Origin of the sequence: Microbispora bryophytorum, assembly GCF_043197435.1 — a bacterium.
In the GTDB taxonomy this organism is placed as follows: Bacteria; Actinomycetota; Actinomycetes; order Streptosporangiales; family Streptosporangiaceae; genus Microbispora; species Microbispora bryophytorum.
Genome location: NZ_JBICTF010000011.1, coordinates 163,798 through 182,578, shown reverse-complemented (window position 1 = coordinate 182,578; position 18,781 = coordinate 163,798). Strand labels below are relative to the sequence as shown.

General features: G+C 72.0%; 15 protein-coding genes. 6 read left to right on the top strand and 9 right to left on the bottom strand.

Annotated elements, in window-relative coordinates; all coding sequences use genetic code 11:
- Positions 1-50: 50 nt before the first annotated feature.
- Together ACGFIB_RS31105 and ACGFIB_RS31100 are read right to left on the bottom strand one after the other, a co-directional pair.
- Positions 51-836 (bottom strand): SURF1 family cytochrome oxidase biogenesis protein, encoded by a 786-nt coding sequence (locus tag ACGFIB_RS31105; protein ID WP_357238524.1) that lies wholly within the window; start codon positions 834-836, stop codon positions 51-53.
- A gap of 31 nt (positions 837-867) precedes the next feature.
- Positions 868-1,323, bottom strand: coding sequence for a winged helix-turn-helix transcriptional regulator (locus ACGFIB_RS31100; RefSeq protein WP_223867871.1), 456 nt, complete (start codon positions 1,321-1,323; stop codon positions 868-870).
- Positions 1,324-1,519: 196 nt separating this feature from the next.
- Between ACGFIB_RS31100 and ACGFIB_RS31095 the strand changes: the two genes are divergently transcribed.
- Positions 1,520-2,110 carry a TetR/AcrR family transcriptional regulator gene (locus tag ACGFIB_RS31095; RefSeq protein ID WP_142573507.1) on the top strand — a complete coding sequence of 197 codons (591 nt, stop codon included), beginning with the start codon at positions 1,520-1,522 and terminating at the stop codon, positions 2,108-2,110.
- Between the two features lie 21 nt (positions 2,111-2,131).
- Positions 2,132-3,610, top strand: coding sequence for a DUF7059 domain-containing protein (locus ACGFIB_RS31090; protein WP_393376771.1), 1,479 nt, complete (start codon positions 2,132-2,134; stop codon positions 3,608-3,610).
- A 247-nt stretch (positions 3,611-3,857) separates the two neighbouring features.
- Here the strand turns inward: ACGFIB_RS31090 and ACGFIB_RS31085 are convergent, their stop codons facing one another.
- On the bottom strand, positions 3,858-6,854 hold the full coding sequence (locus tag ACGFIB_RS31085) for an AfsR/SARP family transcriptional regulator (RefSeq protein WP_393376658.1): 2,997 nt from the start codon (positions 6,852-6,854) through the stop codon (positions 3,858-3,860).
- 226 nt (positions 6,855-7,080) lie between these two features.
- Here ACGFIB_RS31085 and ACGFIB_RS31080 point away from each other — a divergent pair, with 226 nt between their 5' ends.
- Positions 7,081-7,623 (top strand): hypothetical protein, encoded by a 543-nt coding sequence (locus ACGFIB_RS31080; RefSeq protein WP_357020557.1) that lies wholly within the window; start codon positions 7,081-7,083, stop codon positions 7,621-7,623.
- A 77-nt stretch (positions 7,624-7,700) separates the two neighbouring features.
- On the opposite strand, the gene ACGFIB_RS31075 is transcribed toward ACGFIB_RS31080, so the two are convergent.
- Together ACGFIB_RS31075 and ACGFIB_RS31070 are read right to left on the bottom strand one after the other, a co-directional pair.
- Positions 7,701-8,357: a GNAT family N-acetyltransferase gene (locus ACGFIB_RS31075; RefSeq protein ID WP_142573513.1), complete on the bottom strand. Its 657-nt coding sequence runs from the start codon at positions 8,355-8,357 to the stop codon at positions 7,701-7,703.
- 182 nt (positions 8,358-8,539) lie between these two features.
- Positions 8,540-10,105 carry an FAD-dependent oxidoreductase gene (locus ACGFIB_RS31070; protein ID WP_393376657.1) on the bottom strand — a complete coding sequence of 522 codons (1,566 nt, stop codon included), beginning with the start codon at positions 10,103-10,105 and terminating at the stop codon, positions 8,540-8,542.
- Between the two features lie 73 nt (positions 10,106-10,178).
- Here ACGFIB_RS31070 and ACGFIB_RS31065 point away from each other — a divergent pair, with 73 nt between their 5' ends.
- The 3 genes from ACGFIB_RS31065 to ACGFIB_RS31055 all read left to right on the top strand — a co-directional run bounded on the left by ACGFIB_RS31065 (position 10,179) and on the right by ACGFIB_RS31055 (position 15,077).
- Positions 10,179-10,850, top strand: a complete 672-nt coding sequence (locus ACGFIB_RS31065) for a TetR/AcrR family transcriptional regulator (protein WP_393376655.1) — start codon at positions 10,179-10,181, stop codon at positions 10,848-10,850.
- A gap of 303 nt (positions 10,851-11,153) precedes the next feature.
- On the top strand, positions 11,154-14,063 hold the full coding sequence (locus ACGFIB_RS31060) for an HNH endonuclease signature motif containing protein (protein ID WP_393376654.1): 2,910 nt from the start codon (positions 11,154-11,156) through the stop codon (positions 14,061-14,063).
- 255 nt (positions 14,064-14,318) lie between these two features.
- Positions 14,319-15,077 carry a glucose 1-dehydrogenase gene (locus tag ACGFIB_RS31055; RefSeq protein ID WP_393376652.1) on the top strand — a complete coding sequence of 253 codons (759 nt, stop codon included), beginning with the start codon at positions 14,319-14,321 and terminating at the stop codon, positions 15,075-15,077.
- Between the two features lie 147 nt (positions 15,078-15,224).
- On the opposite strand, the gene ACGFIB_RS31050 is transcribed toward ACGFIB_RS31055, so the two are convergent.
- The 4 genes from ACGFIB_RS31050 to ACGFIB_RS31035 form a co-directional block, all read right to left on the bottom strand.
- On the bottom strand, positions 15,225-15,611 hold the full coding sequence (locus tag ACGFIB_RS31050) for an SCO5389 family protein (protein WP_142573525.1): 387 nt from the start codon (positions 15,609-15,611) through the stop codon (positions 15,225-15,227).
- A 96-nt stretch (positions 15,612-15,707) separates the two neighbouring features.
- Entirely contained in the window at positions 15,708-16,652 is a 945-nt protein-coding gene (locus tag ACGFIB_RS31045; protein ID WP_393376650.1) for an ATP-binding protein, read from the bottom strand.
- An 84-nt stretch (positions 16,653-16,736) separates the two neighbouring features.
- Complete coding sequence (locus ACGFIB_RS31040) at positions 16,737-18,287, bottom strand: serine/threonine-protein kinase (protein ID WP_393376648.1); 1,551 nt, start codon at positions 18,285-18,287, stop codon at positions 16,737-16,739.
- 73 nt (positions 18,288-18,360) lie between these two features.
- Positions 18,361-18,753 carry an RrF2 family transcriptional regulator gene (locus ACGFIB_RS31035; protein WP_142573530.1) on the bottom strand — a complete coding sequence of 131 codons (393 nt, stop codon included), beginning with the start codon at positions 18,751-18,753 and terminating at the stop codon, positions 18,361-18,363.
- Between the last annotated feature and the right edge of the window lie 28 nt (positions 18,754-18,781).

The window sequence follows — 18,781 nt, the reverse complement described above, 5'->3', positions numbered from 1 at the left end:
AAGGGATAACCCGGTACAAGCTGCGAGGTCTCCGGTTGGTATCCGTTCGCTCACATTGCGGCGCCTGCGGTCACCGCCTGTGACGCCCGCTCCTCCCGGAGGTCGCGGGCCTCCCTGCGCAGCAGCAGCACCCAGCCGCCCACCGCGATCCCGATGAACAGCCACCACTGCACGGCGTACGCCAGGTTGAGCCCGCCTCCGGCGCCCACGTCGGGCGGGGGCAGGAGCTCGGGCGAGGCGCCGCCCTGCGGCTGCTGTGCGGTGAGCTCCACGAACCCGCCGAAGACCGCGTACGGCAGGCCCTCGGCGATCCGGGGCGTGTCGATCAGCAGGATCTGGCCGGACGGCAGCCCGGACCTGGTCCTGATGCCGGTGTTGTCCCGCGTCTCCGCCGGGCGGAGCCGTCCGGTGACCGTCACCTGTCCCGTGGGCGGGGCGGGCACCTGCGGCGAGGCGTCGGCGGTCGCCCCGGCCGGGACCCAGCCCCGGTTCACCAGCACGGCGCCCTGGGGCGTGACGAGCGGAGTGACCACGTAGAAGCCGACGCGGCTGTTGAGGGTGCGCCTGCGCACCACGAGCTGGTGGGCGGTGTCGTATCGGCCGGTGGCGGTGACGAGGCGATACCTGTCCCCGTACGGCACGGACGCGCCGGCCCGGTCCAGCCGGTCGACCGGCACGGGCGCGGCGGCGAGGTTGGCGGTGATCCTCGTGCTGTCGGCCGACCGCTCCTCGAACCGCCCCCACTGCCACCTTCCCAGGAAGAAGAAGGTGGGAATCAGCACGAGCACGAGCAGGTGCAGCCCGACCCAGCGGCGTGAGAGGAGGAACCGGTACACGTGACCAGCCTAGGCAGGGGGGTGAGTGCTCTCACCCCCGGGCACCGGGGCCGGGGCTGGGGGTGACCTCGAGTGGGCCGCCGGCCTCGTGGCCCTCCTCGCACATCAGGTGCAGCGTGACGGGCGCGCCGCAGTCGCGGTGGGTCACCACGACCGGCGGTCCCTCGGGTTCGGCCAGATAGCGGTCGCCCCAGTGCATGAGCGCGATCATGATCGGGTAGAGGTCGAGGCCCTTCTGGGTGAGCCGGTACTCGTCGCGCTGGCGCTGGCCGGGCTCCTGGTAGGGCACCTTGCGCAGCAGGCCCTCGTCCACGAGCCGGGACAGCCGGGCGCTCAGCACCTGCCGGGGCGCGCCGGTGCGCGTCTGAAGGTCGGCGAACCGCCGGACGCCGTTGAACGCCTCCCGCAGGACCAGGAACGTCCACTTCTCGCCGAGCACGGCGAGGGTTCGCTCGATGGAGCAGTTGTCCACCCGATAACGCCGCATGTCGCGCATCGTAGCCACAACGTCCTCCCGCATCTAAGTCTCGTTGACGGACTCAGCGGGCCCGGGAGCGGCGGGCTCTGTCCATGGTGCGCAGGGCCCGGCCCTCTGCCACAATCGACAGATAGGGCACATCCGTCGAGATCAAAGCCCGCCTCGCATTTGCAGAACAAGGTTCTGTTGGTTCACCATTGACTATGTGAAGAACGCGAAGAGCGGGCGAGACGGCAGGGCCAGGATCATCGAGGGCGCCCTGCGCAGGTTCAGCCAGAGCGGGGTGTCGGCGACCACCCTGGCCAGCCTCCGGCAGGAGAGCGGCGTCAGCGTCGGCAGCTTCTATCACCACTTCACGAGCAAGGAACACGTCTTCGGCGTGCTCTACGCCGAGATCCTGGACATGTACCAGGACGCCTTCGTGCGCGAGCTCGTCCGCCACGAGGACGCCCGCGCCGGCATCGAGGCCATCGTCGCGATGCACATGGCCTGGTGCGGTGAGCACCCCGAACGCGCCCGCCTGCTGATCAGCGAGCGCCCGCCCCGGCGCAACGAGCCCGGCGGGCCCGAGGTCGCCGAGTCGAGGCGCGAGTTCTTCCGGCAGGTCGCCGACTGGTGGCGGCCGCACATGAAGGACGACGTGCTCCGCCCCGTCCCCGCCACCATGTGCTACGTGCTGTGGCTCGGCCCGGCGCAGGAGATGTGCCGCCTGTGGTTCAGCGGCGCCCACCAGCCCACCGAGGAGGAGATCCGCGAGCTGGGCGAAGCCGCCTGGAACAGCCTCAAGATGCCCTAGCGGTGTCTGGCCCCGCGATAGATTCGAGACGTGGACGCCCCTTCTGACCTGGTCCGGCGGCTTCGCGACAGATTCGTGGAGGCCGGCTACACGATCGACGGCGTGCGTGAGCGGCTGGGCGACATGGCCGCCTCCGCCCTCGCCCGTGAGGAGATCGTGCCCGCGCTGCGCGCCACAAGGGACGCCGACCCCCTCGCCACGCTGATCCGGCTGTGGTGGCTGGGCGCCCCGGTCAGCACGGCCGCCGCCGACCTCCCGCTGCAGGGGCTCATCGAGGCCGGGCTGCTGGTGCGCCTGGGCGACACCGTTCAGGCCACCGTGCACCTCCAGCCGTGGGACACAGGGACGGGCGACCCGGCGTACGTGGTGTCCGACCGCAAGGTGCGGCCCGGCGACCCCTCCCTGCGGGCCGACCACGTGGTCGGAGCGGGCGGCGCCTCGGCCAACCTCGCCCAGCTCGGCTGGACCGCCCCGGTCGGCCGGGCCCTCGACCTCGGCACCGGCTGCGGCGTGCAGGCGCTGCACCTGGCGCCCAGGGCGGAGCACGTCGTCGCGACCGACGTGAACCGCAGAGCCCTGCGGCTGGCCCGCCTCAGCTGGGGCCTGTCCGGCATGACCGGCGTCGAGGCGCGCGAGGGCTCGATGTACGACCCGGTGGACGGCGAGCGCTTCGACCTCGTGGTGTCCAACCCGCCGTTCGTCATCGCGCCCGAGGCCAGGTACACCTACCGGGAGGCCGGGCGGCGCGGCGACGAGTTCTGCCGCGACCTCGTACGGCGCACGCCCCGGCACCTCGCCCAGGGCGGCCGGGCCCGTTTCCTCGCCAACTGGCTGCACGTCAAGGGCGAGGACTGGCAGGACAGGGTGGGCGGCTGGCTCGCCGAGACCGGCTGCGACGGCTGGGCCGTGCAGCGCGATGTGCAGGACCCGGCCGAGTACGTCGAGCTGTGGCTGCGGGACTCCGCCGAGCACGGCACCTCGGCCTACCGGGAGCGTTACGACGAGTGGCTCGGCTGGTTCGAGTCGATGGACGTGACCGGCGTCGGCTTCGGCTGGATCGCCCTGCACGACTCCGGCTCGCTGAGCCCGCTCGTGCGGGTGGAGGAGATGACCCAGCCGGTCGAGCCCCCGTCCGGCGCGCTGGTCGACAAGGTCCTGCGTGCGGCGCGCGCCGCTCACGAGCTGTCCGACGAGGACCTGCTCGACGCGCGGCTGAAGGTGGCCGAGGGCGTCGTGGAGGAGCGCGTCGGCCCGCCCGGCGCCGACGACCCCTCCCGCATCGCCCTGCGGCAGACCCGGGGCGCGCGCCGTACGGCCGCCGTGGGGACCGTGGAGGCCGCCCTGGCGGGGGTGTGCGACGGTGATCTGCCCACGCGCCCGCTGCTCGCCGCGATCGCCGAGCTGACCGATGAGGACCCCGACGCGGTGCTCCGCGACGCCCCGGCGGTGCTGCGCCCCCTGATCGCGGACGGTTTCCTGACGGTTGCAAGCCTCCGTTGATCGGAGTTTGAACGGCCGGGCGGACAGTGGTCCTGAGCGGGCTTCGGGGGGGTTCGGAGCCCGCGCACACAGCCCGGCCGGTCGCCGACGTGAGGCGGCGAGTCGTCACGGGGCGCACCGGTGCGGATCCGGGCCCCCTGCACGTCCCAGTGACGACGGGCGGCCGGCCGGGCGTCCAGCCTCCACACGCGAAGATGGGGTGTTCGGTGTGATCAACCACGTCCGGATGAGCCGGCTCGACGACGACCTACGTCTCGACCTGTTCGCGCAGGAGGGCACGGATGTCGTCGGCCTCGGGCGAACCGAGCCGGGTGAAGACGTCGAGGGCCTTGACCAGGGCCTGCCTGCCCCGGCCGGTCTCCCCGAGGCCCGCCAGGGCCTTGCCGAGGGCGGCGAGTGACTGCGCCTCGCCGTACGGGTGGGTGATCTCGCGGCTCACGGTCAGCGCCTGCTCGGCGTGCCGGGCGGCCTCCGCGAACCGCCCGGCGGCGATGAAGGTGGCGGCGAGCCGGTAGCAGACCCGCTGCTCCCAGACCCGCTGGTTGCTCGCGCGGAAGAAGGCCAGGCACTCGGCGTGGTGGACGACGGCCTCGTTGAGCCGCCCGACATGGGACAGCACGTTGCCGAGGTGGTAGCGGGCGCGGGCCATCCCCGCGCCGCTGCCGATCTCGGAGAAGACCGCCAGCCCGCGCTCGGCCGCGGCGATGGCGTCGTGCGGCCGCCCGAGGCCCAGGTGGTCGCGGGCGGAGTAACACGACGCCAGCGCCTCGCCCGCGGGGTTGCCCGTCTCCCGGTGGACCGCCGTCGCCCGGTCGAACCATTCGAGCGCCTCGGTGTGGCGGCGCCGCCGTCCGGCGACGACCGCCAGCGCGTTGCACGTCTCGCCCAGCACGATGTGGTCGCCGGTCTCCTCGCCGAGCGTCCGCGCGGCGAGGAAGTGGGCTTCGGCCTCGGCCAGCCGGTTCGCGCCGAACAGCACCCGGCCCAGCACGTAGCGGCAGCGCAGCTCGCCGCCCCGCTCGCCGGCCCTGCCGGCCGCCGTCAGCAGGGCCGAGGTGCGCTGCTCGAAGTCTCGCTGGTTGGTGCCCGACTCCAGCAGCGGCTCCAGCGCCAGCAGCAGGTCCGCCGCGGTGAGCAGGTCCTGGCCGGACGCGCCCTCGGCCCCGGCCACCTGCGCGATGGCGCCGAACATGTCCTCGGCCTCCGCCGACAACCAGGCCACGGCCTCGTCGGCCGAGGAGAAGGAATGGCCGCGCGCTCCCAGGTCCGTGAGGTTGTCGGCGATCGCGCTGCCCTCGTACGCCAACCGGTGGGCCGCGCCCGCCGACGCCAGGTAGAAGCCCAGCAGCCGCCGCAGGGCGAGCGCGCGGGCCGAGGGCTCCTCGGCGTCCTCCGCCTGCCGCCGGGCGAACAGCTTGAGCAGGTCGTGGAAGCGGTAGCGGCCCGGGGCGGGCGCCTCCAGCAGGCTGGCGTCGACCAGCGACTCGATCACGTCCTCGGCCTCGGCCGGGGTGAGGTCGAGCACGGCCGCCGCCGCGAAGGCCGAGATGCCCGAGCCCGCCGGCAGCGACAGCAGCCGGAACGCCCGCGCCTGCCGGGCGTCGAGCTGGCCGTACCCGAGGGCGAACGTCGCCGAGACCGCCAGGTTGCCGATCTTCATCTCGTCGAGGCGGCGGCGCTCGTCGGCGAGCCGGGGGACGAGCGAGGCCACCGTCCAGGACGGGCGGGAGGCGAGCCTGGCCGCGACGATCCGCACGGCCAGCGGCAGGAAGCCGCAGGCGGCGACCACGTCCATCGCGGCGGCCCGTTCCGCCGCCACCCTCTCGGGTCCCGCGACCGCCGCCAGCAGAGACAGCGCCTCCTCGGGCTCCATCACGTCGAGGTCGACGAGCCGGGCCGCGGGCAGGTCGGCCAGTTTGCCCCGGCTGGTGATGATCGCGGCGCAGCCGGCCGAGCCGGGCAGCAGGTGCTCGACCTGCTCGGCGTCGCGGGCGTTGTCGAGCAGCACCAGCATCCTGCGGTCGGCGAGCAGCGAACGGAACAGCGCGGAGCGCTCGGCCAGGCCGTCGGGGATGACGTCCATCGGGATGCCGAGGGCGCGCAGGAACGCGACCAGCGCCGTCTCGGGCGCGGTGGGCTCGGCGCTGTATCCCCGCAGGTCGGCGTAGAGCTGGCCGGCGGGGAACAGGTCCCCCGCGAGGTGGGCCACATGGACGGCCAGGGTCGTCTTGCCCACGCCGCCGATGCCCGACATCGCCGCGATCGGCACGCCCTCTCCCGCCCCTTCCGCGCGGAGCAGCGTGAGCAGCCGCTGCACCAGGCCGGTGCGTCCGGTGAAGTCGGGCACGGCCGCGGGGAGCTGCGCCGGTCTCGGCATCACGATCGCCGGGCCGGCCTCCGCCGCGGTGTCGTCATCGTGGACATCCTGGGGCGAGAGCCGTACGGGAGGGGGTGTGGGGGCGAGGGAGGGGTCGGCGGCGAGGATCCGCCGGTGCAGGGCGGTCAGATCGGCGCCGGGCTCGATGCCGAGCTCCTCGACGAGCGCGTGCCGGGTCTCGGTGAAGACCGACAGCGCCTCGGCCTGCCTGCCGCAGCGGTAGTAGGCCAGCATGAGCTGGGCGCGTAACCGCTCGCGCAGCGGGTGTTCCCCGGCGAGCGCGACCAGCTCGGAGACGATCTCCGCGTGCCGGCCCAGCTCCAGGTCGAGCTCTATGAGCGTCTCGACCGCGCTCATCCGGCGCTCGGCCAGCCGGTCGCGCTGGTGTTCGGCGTACGGGCCGACCGCGCCGGCCAGCGGCTCGCCGGCCCACAGGCGCAGGGCCCCGCGCAGCCGCCGCGCGGACTCCCCGGCCCTGCCCGTACGGCGGTCGGACTCGGCGGCGGCGCACTCGCGCTCGAAGACGGCAAGGTCGAAGCGGGCGGGGCCGAGCCGCAGCGCGTATCCCCGGCCGACGGAGGTCAGCAGCCGCGGCGGGGTCCTCGGGGAGCGGTCCGGCTCCAGGACGGTGCGCAGACGGGAGACGTAGGTGCGCAACGCGCCGAGCGCGCGCGGCGGCGCGTCCCCGCCCCACACGCCGTCGATCATCTCGTCCGGCGTGACCGCGTGCCCCTCCCGCAGCAGGAGCATCGCGAGGATGGAGCGTTGCAAGGGTGTGCCGAGGTCGAGTTCGACGCCGTCGCGCCAGGCCAGGACGGGTCCCAGCACGGCGAAGCGCAGGCCGTCCGCGGTGGCGTGATCAGGCATGTCACCTGTCTCCCAATGGCAAGATTTCCGACCAAATGATAGATCGTGTGGCGCGGCGGCAGTAGGACCGGACGCGCTGGTTCAGTGTGCGTTCAGGTGCTTGAAAGCGGCCTGCAAACCATCGTGAGAGCACTGAAAGCAGGTTGCAGGCGGGCGGGCCTATCACTGAGGTGCAACCCCGACAGCACCTCGCATCGGGGGATCGTCCTCGAACAGGAGAACCGAAATGCGTCGCTCCATCACCCTCGGTCTCGCCGCAGCCACCGCCGTCGCCGCCCTCGGGCTGCCGGCCCTCGCGACCGCCGCCTCCGCCGCTCCCGCCTCCGCCGCCTCCGCCGCCTCCGCGCCCCACCACGACGACTGGGACTACGACGGCTGGTGGGGCACCTACTGGTCGTCCAACCACCTCGCCAAGGCCAAGGGCTACGTCGACGTGAACTACGACCACGAGGAGTCGAACCGGGTCCACGTCACCGGCAAGCTGTACGACAACGACCACCGCACCTACAGCCACGGCGGCAAGTGCGCGTACATCAAGTTCCGCGTGTCGTCCTGGGACGACGACGAGGACGACTGGGCCTCCAGCGTCAAGTCGTACAAGTACTGCGGCGCCGGCGGCTACAAGCAGATCAACTTCTGGCGCTACGACGTCGCCCAGGTCCAGGCGAAGGTCTGCCAGATCGGTCTGCACAGCAACTACCCGGTCAACTGCGGCTCGTGGCGCGACGTCTACAACGCCTACGAGGACGACTTCGGCTACGACGCCTGACGACCGTCCGCCCTCCAGCACCCATCGCATGACGCGGCCCGTCCCTTCCGGGACGGGCCGCTCTTCTTATCGGGTGATCACGCTGCTTCCGACGCCGTTTCCAGGAGACCCAGCCGCATGCGGAGACGATCGCGCACGGTGGGCCACTCGGGACTCAGGATCGAGTAGTACGCGGTATCTCGGACCGTGTCGTCGGCGCCTCGGCTGTCCGCTCGCCGCACACCGTCGAGGTGCGCGCCGAGGGCCTCGATGGCGACCCGGGATCGGGTGTTGCGTACGTCTGCCTTGAGGGTGATCCGGTGAACCTGCCAGGTCTCGAAGGCCAGGGAGAGCAGCAGATACTTGCTCTCCCGGTTGACACCGGTGCCCTGGGCCGACGCGGCGAGCCAGGTGTACCCGATGTCCGCGACGGACGGGACCTCGCCCACCGCGCCTTTCGTGCCCGGTGGCCAGGGCATCGGGCCCTGCCAGTACTCCAGGTTCATCAGACGGGTGGCACCGACCACGCGGTCGGTGTGCAGCCACCGGATGGCGAAGGGCAGAGTGCGGCCCTCCGCCTGCTCAGCCAAGGCGGCCTCCACGTAGGAGGCCATCTCATCCCGGCCAACGGGAACGCGAGTGAAGGAGTACGTGGAACGGTCTTCACACGCCGCGGCGACGAGGTCGTCGAGCGCCGCGAGGCTGAGCGGTTCCAGGCGCACGAAGCGCCCAGACAGGGTGACAAAAGCGGGCATGAGCACATGATGGGGGCTGATGACCACGGCTGATACCAAATGACACGAGACATCTTGGCGGGGTACGGGTTAAGGGGGGTGACCGGAGGAGAAACCGCAGGTCAGGACGCTGATTTGGGGCCCGTGCGGCGGGCGGCTCGGGTAAAGATTTGGTCAATGATCGGCGATGTCCGGGGAACAGTTCAGCGGAGGGCGGCGGGGACGCCCGCGGGCGTGCCGAACCAGGTCTCCAGCGCGTTCGCGAGCCCCTCGGAATCGGTGGTGCCGGGGTCCTGCGCCCACGCGACGACGCCGTCCGGGCGGACGAGCAGCGCGCCAGGAAAGTGCGGGTCGCCTCCCGCCGTCGTGACGGTGGCGACCCGGTCTCCGTAGCCGTCCGCCGCCGTGCCGTCGAGCCCGGATCCGCTCCGGCGGACGAGCAGGCCGCGACCGTCGTGGAGGTGGTCGGCCAGCCGCGAGCCGTCCTCGAACTCGTAGTCGGGCACGCTGCGTCCCACCAACGGGTGCCCGCCGCCGCCGGGCATGTCGTACCGCTGCCAGACGCCGGAGATCTTCTTCACGAAGTAGGTGGTGCCGGTGACGGTCCCGATCAGATCGGCGACCACCGCCCGCGCCGCCCGGGCGTGGGCGTCGGGACGCATCAGGGCGATCTGGGCACGCGTCCAGTCGAGCACCCAGGCGCCGATCGGGTGCCGCTCCCGCGTGTAGGTGTCGAGGAGCCCTTCCGGCGCCTGTCCGCGTACGACCGCCGCGAGCTTCCAGCCGAGGTTCACGGCGTCGCCCAGCCCCAGGTTCAGCCCCTGGCCGCCGAAGGGCGAGTGGACGTGCGCGGCGTCGCCGGCCAGCAGCACCCGGCCGAGCCGGTAGGTCGCCGCCTGCCGCGCGTTGTCCGTGAACCGGGTGACCGATGTGATCTCCCTGACGACCACGTCGGAGCCCGTGACGTGCCTGACCGCCTCCTGCAGTTCCTCCGTCGTCACCGGTGTGGTCTTGCCGTCCCTGCCGGGCGCGCCGCCGTCGAAGCGCGCGACGAGGATGCGCCCCGGCACCGGCCCGTAGCAGTAGATCCCGGTGGGAGTGGCGTGCCAGCCCACGCCGAGGTGCTCGGTGCCCTCCATCTTCGCGATGGCCTGGTAGGCGGTGATCTCCGGGTCCGTCCCGGGGAACTCGAAGCCGGCCGGCTTGCGCACCGTGCTCCTGCCGCCGTCGCAGCCCACCAGCCAGCGGCCGTGCACCGGGCCGCCGGTCGTGGTGACCGTGACCTGCTCGCCGTCGTCGGTGAAGCCGGTCACCTCCACGCCGCGCCGCACCTCGACTCCCAGCTCGGCGGCGCGTACGGCGAGGATCTGTTCGAGCTGCTGCTGGGGCACCAGGCCGATCTGGGCGGCCGGTCCACGACCGGACAGGTCAGGGTCGTTGGCGTCCAGCAGATCGGCGCTCAGCATGATCCCGGCGAAGTGGCCGGCGAACCTGGGCGGAATCCGGCGCGGCCCTTCCGCGGAGGCGTGTTCGCGCATGAAGGTCTTCATGAGCTCCATCGCCCGCTCCTGCACCTCCTGCAGTGCGGGCAGCAGACCCCGCCGGTAGAGCGCCTCCACGCTGGGCGTCGTGAGCGCGCCCGCTTTGATTGTCGGATCGATCTCGGTCAGCCGTTCGAGCACCACGACCGATGCCCCGCCCAGCCGCAGCTCGCAGGCCAGCATCAGGCCGACCGGACCCCCGCCGGCCACGACGACGTCGTACGACATGTGTTCCTCCCCGTGGTTACCTTCGCTATAAAGTTACTGTCGCTATAAGTTTTTAGCAACTAGAGTGCGGAGAGTGGAGACCCTGGGACTGCGGGAGCGGAAGAAGCGGCAGACTCGCTCGCTCATCTCGGACGTGGCCTCGGGCCTGTTCATGCAGCGCGGGTTCGACAACGTCACGGTCGCCGAGGTCGCCGAGGCGGCCGGAGTCTCGACCAAGACCGTCTTCAACTACTTCCCCCGCAAGGAGGACCTGTTCCTCGACCGCTATCCCGAGGCGGTCGAGCTGGTCACCCAGGCCGTACGGGAGCGTGCCGAAGGGGAGAGCCCTCTCGCCGCGCTGCGCCGGCTGTTCCTCGGCATGCTCAGGGAAGGCCACCCGCTCGGCGGGATCGCCCCCGGATACGAGGTGTTCTGGCAGGTGATCCTGGACTCGCCCGCGCTCAGGGCGCGGGCCAGGGAACTGGTCGAGGAGTTCGAGGGCGTGCTCGCCGGTCTGTTCGCCGAGGCGGCCGGAAGCGGCACGGCCGACCGTGCCGACCGTGCCGACCCCGCCGGCCCTGTCGACCCTGCCGATCCGGCCCCGAGGCTGGCGGCCGCCCTGGTGGTCGCCGCTTACCGCGCCGTGTACGTCACCAGCATCGACAGGATTCGCGCCGGCGATCCCGTGCACGACGTGATCGCCGACCGCATGGTCCTGCTCGACCGCGCCCTGCTGGCCGTGGAACGCGCCGTCGCCGCTTTCTGAGCAGCGCTTATCCGAGTAGAGCCCTTCTGCGTAGCACCCTTCTGCGTAGCGCCCTTCTGGACAGCGCCCTTCTCAGTAGTGCCTTCTGAGTCGCGCCTTCTGCAGCGGCGTCGAGTGCCGCCGTGCACGCCGGGCCGGTGCTGCAGCGCCTTCTCAGTAGCTGTCGTCGTCGTATGCCGTGTACCGCCTTCGGCGCTTTCCAAGTAGCCCCATCGGCGTCTCCGTGTAGCGCCTTCGGCGTATTCGGGTCTGACCTGCTGCTCCAACTATTCGCTTCTGTCGGTTGCTCAGAGTGACGAGCAGATGAAAGAATTCACACAAGAGTTCGAATCAAGCGAGGAGGGTGCAGTGGATCTGTTAGATCTGGATTCCGGCCACCGTCGTCGTTCGAACGATGCCGACAGAGACTGGTGGGATCGGCTGACCGCTGATTCCCCTCTGTGGTCGTCGGAAGGTTCACTCGCCCGCGAGCACTTTCCGATCGCCGACCCCCAGCCGGCGCGGCACGCGAGCCGCACCAAGGCTGACACCAGCATCAACAGCACCAAGAGCACCGGCAGCGGGCTCACCGACGGTGAGGGCGCCGGCGACGACGCGCCCGGTGCCACGAGCGGCGACAGCGCCGACAGCGCCGACAGCGCTGGTGCCCGTGCCGGTGCCGGGAGCGCCCGTGGTGCAGGCGGTGGCTGGAGTGCTGGCGGTGCCGGTGCCGGGAGCGCCGGTGGTGGTCAGGCCGGTCCCGGTCAGGGCAAGGGCCGGTCGTCGTGGGTGCTCGTGAGTTCATTGCGCGAGTCGGCGCAGGCGTTGGCGCTGGCACCGTTGCCGGACGATGCGGACATCTGCGTGGCCGAGGCCGAGGATTTGCTGTTCGCGCGGGATCGGATCACGTGCGCTCTTGCCGATCGGGTGGGGCAGGTGCATCGGGCGGGGCAGGCCAAACAGCATGGGCATGCCTCCACCCGCAGCTGGCTGCGCACCGCCGCGGGAATGAGCGTGGCCGGAGCGGGCCGTCTGCTGACCCTGGCGGTGGAGCTGGCCCGCCTGCCGAGGGTGCGGGAGAAGTTCGCCGCCGGGGTGTTGTCGGCGGGGGTGGTGGAGGCGATCTGCACGGCCACCGCGCGGTTGAGTGACGAGCACGCGGGGCTGGCCGAGCCGATTTTGCTGGAGTTGGCGGGTAGGGCGGGGCCGGCGGAGGTGGCCAAGGCCGGGCGGTATCTGCGGGCGGTGTTGGACCCTGATGGTGAGGAGCGGGACGAGCAGGCGGACTACGGGCGGCGGTTTCTGCGGGTCCGCCCCACTGCGGGTGGGGGCTTGGAGGGGGAGTTCTATCTGCCGCGTGAGGCGGCGGCGCGGTTGCGGGCGCTGCTGGATGCTTACGCCAAGCCACGCGCGGAGGGCGATGACCGGCCGCTGCGGGTCCGCCAGGCGGATGCGTTCATCGCGTTGATGGAGCAGAAGATCGTCGCTGAGCTTCTGGTCCTGGTCAACGCCGAATCCCTCCCCACCGACCCCGAACCCGACCACCCCGATCACCCCGAAGACCCCGCCCCCGACCCCGGCCCCGGCCACCCCGAAGACGCCCAGGACGCCCAGAACGCCGAGGACGGCCGCGACGCCCATGGTACGGACAGCGCCGAGAAGGGCGAGGGCATCGAGGGTGCGCAGGGCGGCGAGGGTGTCGGCGACGGTCAGGACGCTCAGGCTGCCGGGGGCGCGGACAGTGCCGAGGATGGCGACAGTGAGGACACCGGCGCGTTCGGCGACCCCGGTAGCGTTGACGGGCCGTGCCCTGTGGAAGACGGCGACGTCGAAGACGCCATCCCCACCGACGAGGCCCCCGGCAACCTCGGCGACGGTGAGGCCGACAGCCTCGGCGACGCGGACCCCGGCGACGTGGGCATAACCGACGCTGCCGCACCTGCTCAGGGTGAGGGCCCCCACCGGCCAGATGACCCGGGCACCGCCGAAGCCGAGACAGCAGCCGCTCCGGCAGCCGATGCCGAGGCGGCAGCCGGTCCGGCAGCCGATGCCGAGGCGGCAGCCGGTCCGGCAGCCGATGCCGATGCCGGGGCAGCCGCGGACGCCGCCGCCGGGAGCACCGACCTTGACCTTGCGTCTGCCGAGGGCGACGACACCGCACCGCCCAGGGGCGCAGACCGCGACCATGCCGCGGCCCACGCTGAAACAAACCCCGAGCCCGCAGCGGCATGGCCTGCCTACGGTGGTGGCACGCCTCCACACGCAGCATCTCCACACGCAGCATCTCCACACGCAGCATCTCCACACGCAGCACCTCCACACGCGGTGCCTCCCAGCGGAGCGCATTCCTGCGCGGCGCAATGGCCGGATCCTCCTCCCGAGGACGCCGCTGCGCATCACGCCCACGCAGGGCATCGGCCTGCGGGGGGTCGCCGGCATGCGCAGGGCACGCCTGAGAACCAGAGCGACATGCGCCACGAGCCGGACCGCCGTCGTGAGCCAGGCCGCCATGAGGCTGGCTTCGATGAGCAGGGCCGGGATCAGCAGGACGCGGCAGATGGCCAGAGCGCGTGCGGGTGCGTCGGCGAGGCGCGGTGCCCCTGCAGGTCGGGGACAACGGGAACAGCACCGGGCACAGGGCCGGAAGCAGCGCCGGGCGCGCCGAGGCCAGGGACACCCCCGGGGACGCCACCGGGGACAGCGCCCGGAACACCGCCGGGCGAGCCGGGGCCGAGGACTCCGCCGGGGGCACCGCAGGGGAGGCCAGCGGAAACAGCGTCGGAGACGCTGCTCGGGGCTGTGCCGGGGGCCCTGCTGGGGGCGGCGCCGGGGTTGTTGCTGGCGACCGGGCAGATGCTGCCGGTTTCCAGTGTGCATCGCCTGGCCCGCACCTCTGCTCTGGTGCGGCTGGTGATGGACGCCCAGGGGCAGGTGCTGGACATGGGCCGCAAGGTCCGCCTGGCCACCCCCACCCAGCGACGGGCCGTCTACGCCCGCTACGCCACCTGCTGGATCGACGGCTGTCCGCTGCCCGCCACCATGTGCCAGATCGACCACGCCGACAACTGGAGCACCGGCGGCCTGACCGACCTGAAACTCCTCGGCCCGGCCTGCCAGTTCCACAACCGCGACCGCTACCAGCACCCCGACCGCTACACCCGCCACAAGACCGGCACCGACCGCTGGGCCTTCACCTACCACCGCCAGGTGGGAGCCCGGCGACTACGGATCTAGGCGAGCATGCGCCGGCGCGCCGCAGGGGTCCGTGGGGGGCCGTGGGAGGCCGTACAGTCCCGCGCCGCACGACAGGGGTAGCGGCGCTCTGTGGCTGGGTGCTGCGTGGCGGCTGCTGTGTGGCTGGCTGCTATTGGCCGGCTGCTCTGTGACACGGTCGGGAGGATGACCGCGTGATGACCGTGTGCTGAAAGGGTGATCACCCGATGGATCGGAGTAAGTTGCTGTGATCGAATCGGGGTGAGGAGGCTGTCGATGTCACGGTTCATCGGGAAGTTCGCGGTGGTCACCGGCGCGGCGCGGGGGATCGGCGCGGCGATCGCACGCCGGTTGGCTGCGGAGGGTGCGACGGTGGCTTGCGTGGACCTCACCGCGGACCGGTGCGCTCCGATCGTGGACGAGATCACCGTCACCGGAGGCAGGGCGGTCGCGTTCGGCTGTGACGTCTCCGACGGCGCTCAGGTCGAGGCGCTCGTGCAGGGGGTGATGGACGAGTTCGGGCGGATCGACGTGCTGGTGAACAACGCCGGGCTGACCCGCGACAACCTGCTGTTCCGCATGTCGGAGGACGACTGGGACAAGGTCGTCGACGTGAACCTCAAGAGCGTCTTCCTCATGAGCCGGGCCGTCCAGAAGCACATGGTGGAGCAGCGGTCGGGGACGATCGTCAACCTGTCGAGCCGGTCGGCGCTGGGAAACCGCGGGCAGGCCAACTACGCGGCGGCCAAGGCGGGCATCCAGGGGCTCACCGCGACCATGGCGATCGAGCTGGGCCCGTTCGGTATCCGGGTGAACGCGGTCGCACCGGGGTACGTCGCGACGCCGATGACCGAGGCGACGGCCATACGACTGGGGGCGACGCCGGAGGAGCACCAGGCCGCCGTGGCGCAGGCCGTGCCGTTGCGGCGGGTCGGCCAGCCGACCGAGATCGCGTCGGTGGTGGCGTTCTTCGCCTCCGGCGACGCGTCGTACGTCACCGGCCAGACGCTCTACGTCAACGGCGGCCCTCGGTAGGGACGCGGCCGCGAGCGACGCGGAGATCGCGCGCGGGCGCTGGAGACCCTCGCGCGCCTCGGCGCGCTGTGATACGGCGAGGGCTGTGAGACGGCGAGGGCCGGGGGCGGCGTGAACGGGAGCCGCCCCCGGCCGGTCGGCGTCAGGTCAGCAGTCGACCAGTTCTGGGCTCTGGTTCAGGATCTGTGCGCGGGGGGTGACGAACTCCCGATAGGCCTCGGTGGCCTCCGGGCGGAACACCGCGACACGGTGGCAGTTCTGGAAGGCCAGGCGTACGCCGAAATGCCTTTCGAGGGCGCCGCGCATCGCGTCGCTGGCCAGGCAGCGCAGCAACTGACCGCGAGCGGCCTCGTCGGGCGGCGGCACGTGGTTGTCGGCGAAGTCGGAGCCGGACCGGTCTCGACGCTCGACCAGCGCGGTGATCGTCGCCCAGGCGTACGGCAGCGAGTCGCGGACGCACGCGACGAAGGCCGCGTCGTCCACCTCACCGGCACGGGCCTGGTCGAGCAGGTCGTTGGACACGGACAGCGACATGAGCTGTTCTCCTCTCGGCGTCTGCTCACTGAGCGGGGACGCAGTAGACGGTAGATCGAACGCTGCGGGCCTCCATCTGGCGCGGAGGCGACACGTTCATGAGGAGGCGACGGCGGGGCCGTACACGAAGCCGGGGTCGATCTGCGCGACCAGGTCCTCTCCCGTCGCCCGGTTGGCCCACGCATGGGCGTTCCTGATGTGGAACTCGGCCGCCTGCCTGCCGAACTTCGTCCAGTCCTTGGGCTGCGCGTCGAGCCGGTCGAGCATGGTGGCCAGGGCCAGATGGCCGGCGGGCTCCAGAGCGTCGAGCGTGAACGGCCGGCCCTGCTCCATCCCGCGGATGGCGGGCGAGTGGCCGAACCAGGTCAGCAGGTCGTCGCCGACGTGCTCGCGGAGGAAGTCGACGTCCTCCGGCGCGTGGATCTTGTTGCCCACGACGGCGATCTCGACGTCGAACCCGGCGGCGTGGTCGCGGTACTGCCGGTAGACGCTCACCCCCTGACGGGTCGGCTCGGCGACCAGGATGGTGAGGTCGAAGCGGGTGAACAACCCGGAGGCGAAGGAGTCCGCCCCCGCGGTCATGTCCACCACGACGTATTCACCGGGGCCGTCGACCAGGTGGTTGAGATAGAGCTCCACCGCGCCCAGCTTGGAGTGGTAGCAGGCGACGCCGAGGTCGTTCTCCTCGAATGGGCCGGTGACCATGAGCGAGACGCCCTCGACGGAGCGCGACGGGAAGAACGGGTCGTTCAGCCGGACCAGCCGCGAGCCACGCCCGGGCGGGGTCGTCTTGACCATGGACGCCGTGTCGCGGATCAGGGGGTTGTCGCCGCGCAGGTAGTCCTTGATCTCGGTCAGCATCCCGCCCAGCGGCGGAGGGTGCCCGGCCGTGCCCCCATCCAGGCCCAGGGCCAGGCCGAGGTGCTGGTTGATGTCGGCGTCGATGGCGACGACCGGCCCCCTTCTCGTCGCGTATCTCGCGAACAGCGACGACAGCGTGGTCTTGCCGCTGCCCCCCTTGCCGACGAACGCCAGGCGCATTCCGACCCCCGATCAGGAATGAAAACCGTTGTCACTTTCATTTGCGCGTCATCATGGCACACGGGTGGAGAGCACGGGGGGATTTCAGGCCGGGGAAGGCGTCGCACCGAGCGGCGGCGGCTGGAAGAGCGAGAGCACCCTGACGAGCGTGGGCCGCAGGGCGTCCCAGTCGGCGGCGGGGGCGGTCCAGGTGAGCACGCTCGTCGTGGTGCCCGTGGAGATCACCCGGCGGTACTGGTGATACTCCACGCCCTTGACCAGGTGGTCCCGCGCCGACGCCCTGCGCGGGGTCCAGGTGAACTCCCAGTCGGCGGAAGGGCCGTGCTCGCCGGTCACGGCCCTGAGCCGCAGTTTGCGATAGGTCCTGGCGTCCGGGCGGAGAATCTCCTCCGCCTCGCCGAGCGCCGCCAGGGGATCGGTGCCGCGCTGCCCGGTCACCTCGACCGTGAACGCCGCCCCGCCGTCCAGCGAGCGCCACGAGGTCGAGTACGGCAGGTCCTCGCGGGTCCAGCCGCGGGGCACGCCGGCCCGCCAGCCGGCGTCGGACGTGTGCCACTTCAGCTTCAACCGCCGCGCGGGCTGCCCGGACGCCGACCCCGACGGGGCGGCCGAGGAGGAGGCCGAGGGGGAGGCCGAGGGGGAGGCCGGAGTTGACGCCGTGAGAGAGGCGACCGCCCCCGCGCCGGCCCGGTTCTCCCCGCCGGGGCGCAGCCCCGCCCAACCGCCCACAGCCCAACCCCCCACAGCCCAACCGCCCACAGCGCACGCGACGAGGACGGCCGCCGCGATCCCGGTGACGAGACGAGCACGGCTGAGGCCGCGGCGTACGGGCGGAGGCGGGGAGGGCGGCTCGATCTCCGCGAGCAGGCGGTCAGCGGTCTCCGCGTCGATCCGCCGCCTGGGCTCCCGGGCCAGCAGCCCGGTGAGCACCGCGCGCAGCTCCCCGGGCACCTCTTCCAGCGGCCCCTGGCCCGGGGGAGGGGTGCCGGTGACGGCCAGATGGAGGGTGGCGCCCAGCGACCACAGATCGGCGGCGGCCGTGCGCGGACCGCCGGCGGCTCGTTCGGGGGCGAGGTAGGTCTCGGTGCCGCGGCCGGCGGGAGGGCCGCCCGGCACAGGATCGCGGGTGAACGCCGGATCGGTGGCCGGCACCGTCATGCCGAAGTCGGCGAGCAGCACCCGGCCGTCGTGCGCGAGCAGCACGTTGGCGGGCCGGACGTCGCCGTGCCGTACGCCGGCGGCGTGGGCGTGCGTGAGCGCGGACAGCACGATGCGGGTGATCCGCGCGGCCTCGGCCGGGGGCAGCGGCCCGTCGCCGGAGACCACCCCGTCGAGCGAGCGCGAGGGGACCAGTTCCGTCACGACGAACGGGGTGTCGCCCTCTTCGCCGACGTCGTAGACGGCGGCGATGTGGGGGTGGTGCAGCCGCTCGGCCTGGCGGGCCTCGCGGGAGATCCGCTGGACGAGCCGCAGTCGCGCGGTCTCGCTCAGGTTCGGGGGCAGCAGGACCTCGCGGATCGCGACGGGCCGGTCGAGCAGCGTGTCGTGGCCCTCCCACACCAGACCGGTGCGGCCCTGCCCGAGGGCGCGGAGCAGCCGGTATCGCCTGACGATGAGCTGCCCAGCAGTACCCATCCCGCCTGCCTCTACGCCCCGGCACGTTCCACCTGAACCCACCTGAACGTGGAGTCTTCCACAACTATCGGGATCAGAGGGGCGGAAGGGAACCGGCCGCGATGTGGGCGAGCGTGACCTCGGCGAGCGTCGCCTGCTCGTGGTCGCGCAGCGCCGTCCAGACGTCGCCGAGGGGCTCCGCGACCCCGTGGAACCCCTCGCTGTCCTGCGGCGCCCCTTCCATGATGAGGACGACGTCGGCGAGCGTGATCTGCTCGGCCGGCCGCGCGAGCCAGTATCCGCCGTCAGGCCCGCGCTGGCTGTGGATCAGACCGGCCCGCCGCATCTGCAGCAGGATGTTGTCGAGGAAACGCCGCGGAATGCGCTGGGCGGCCGCGATCCGCTCGGCCGGGACCGGCCCCGGCGCGGCCGCGGCCAGTTCGGCGGCGGCGCGCAGGGCGTACTGGGTCCGTACGGAGAGCCGCATGTCTCACACTGCGTCTGTCACTGTGTCT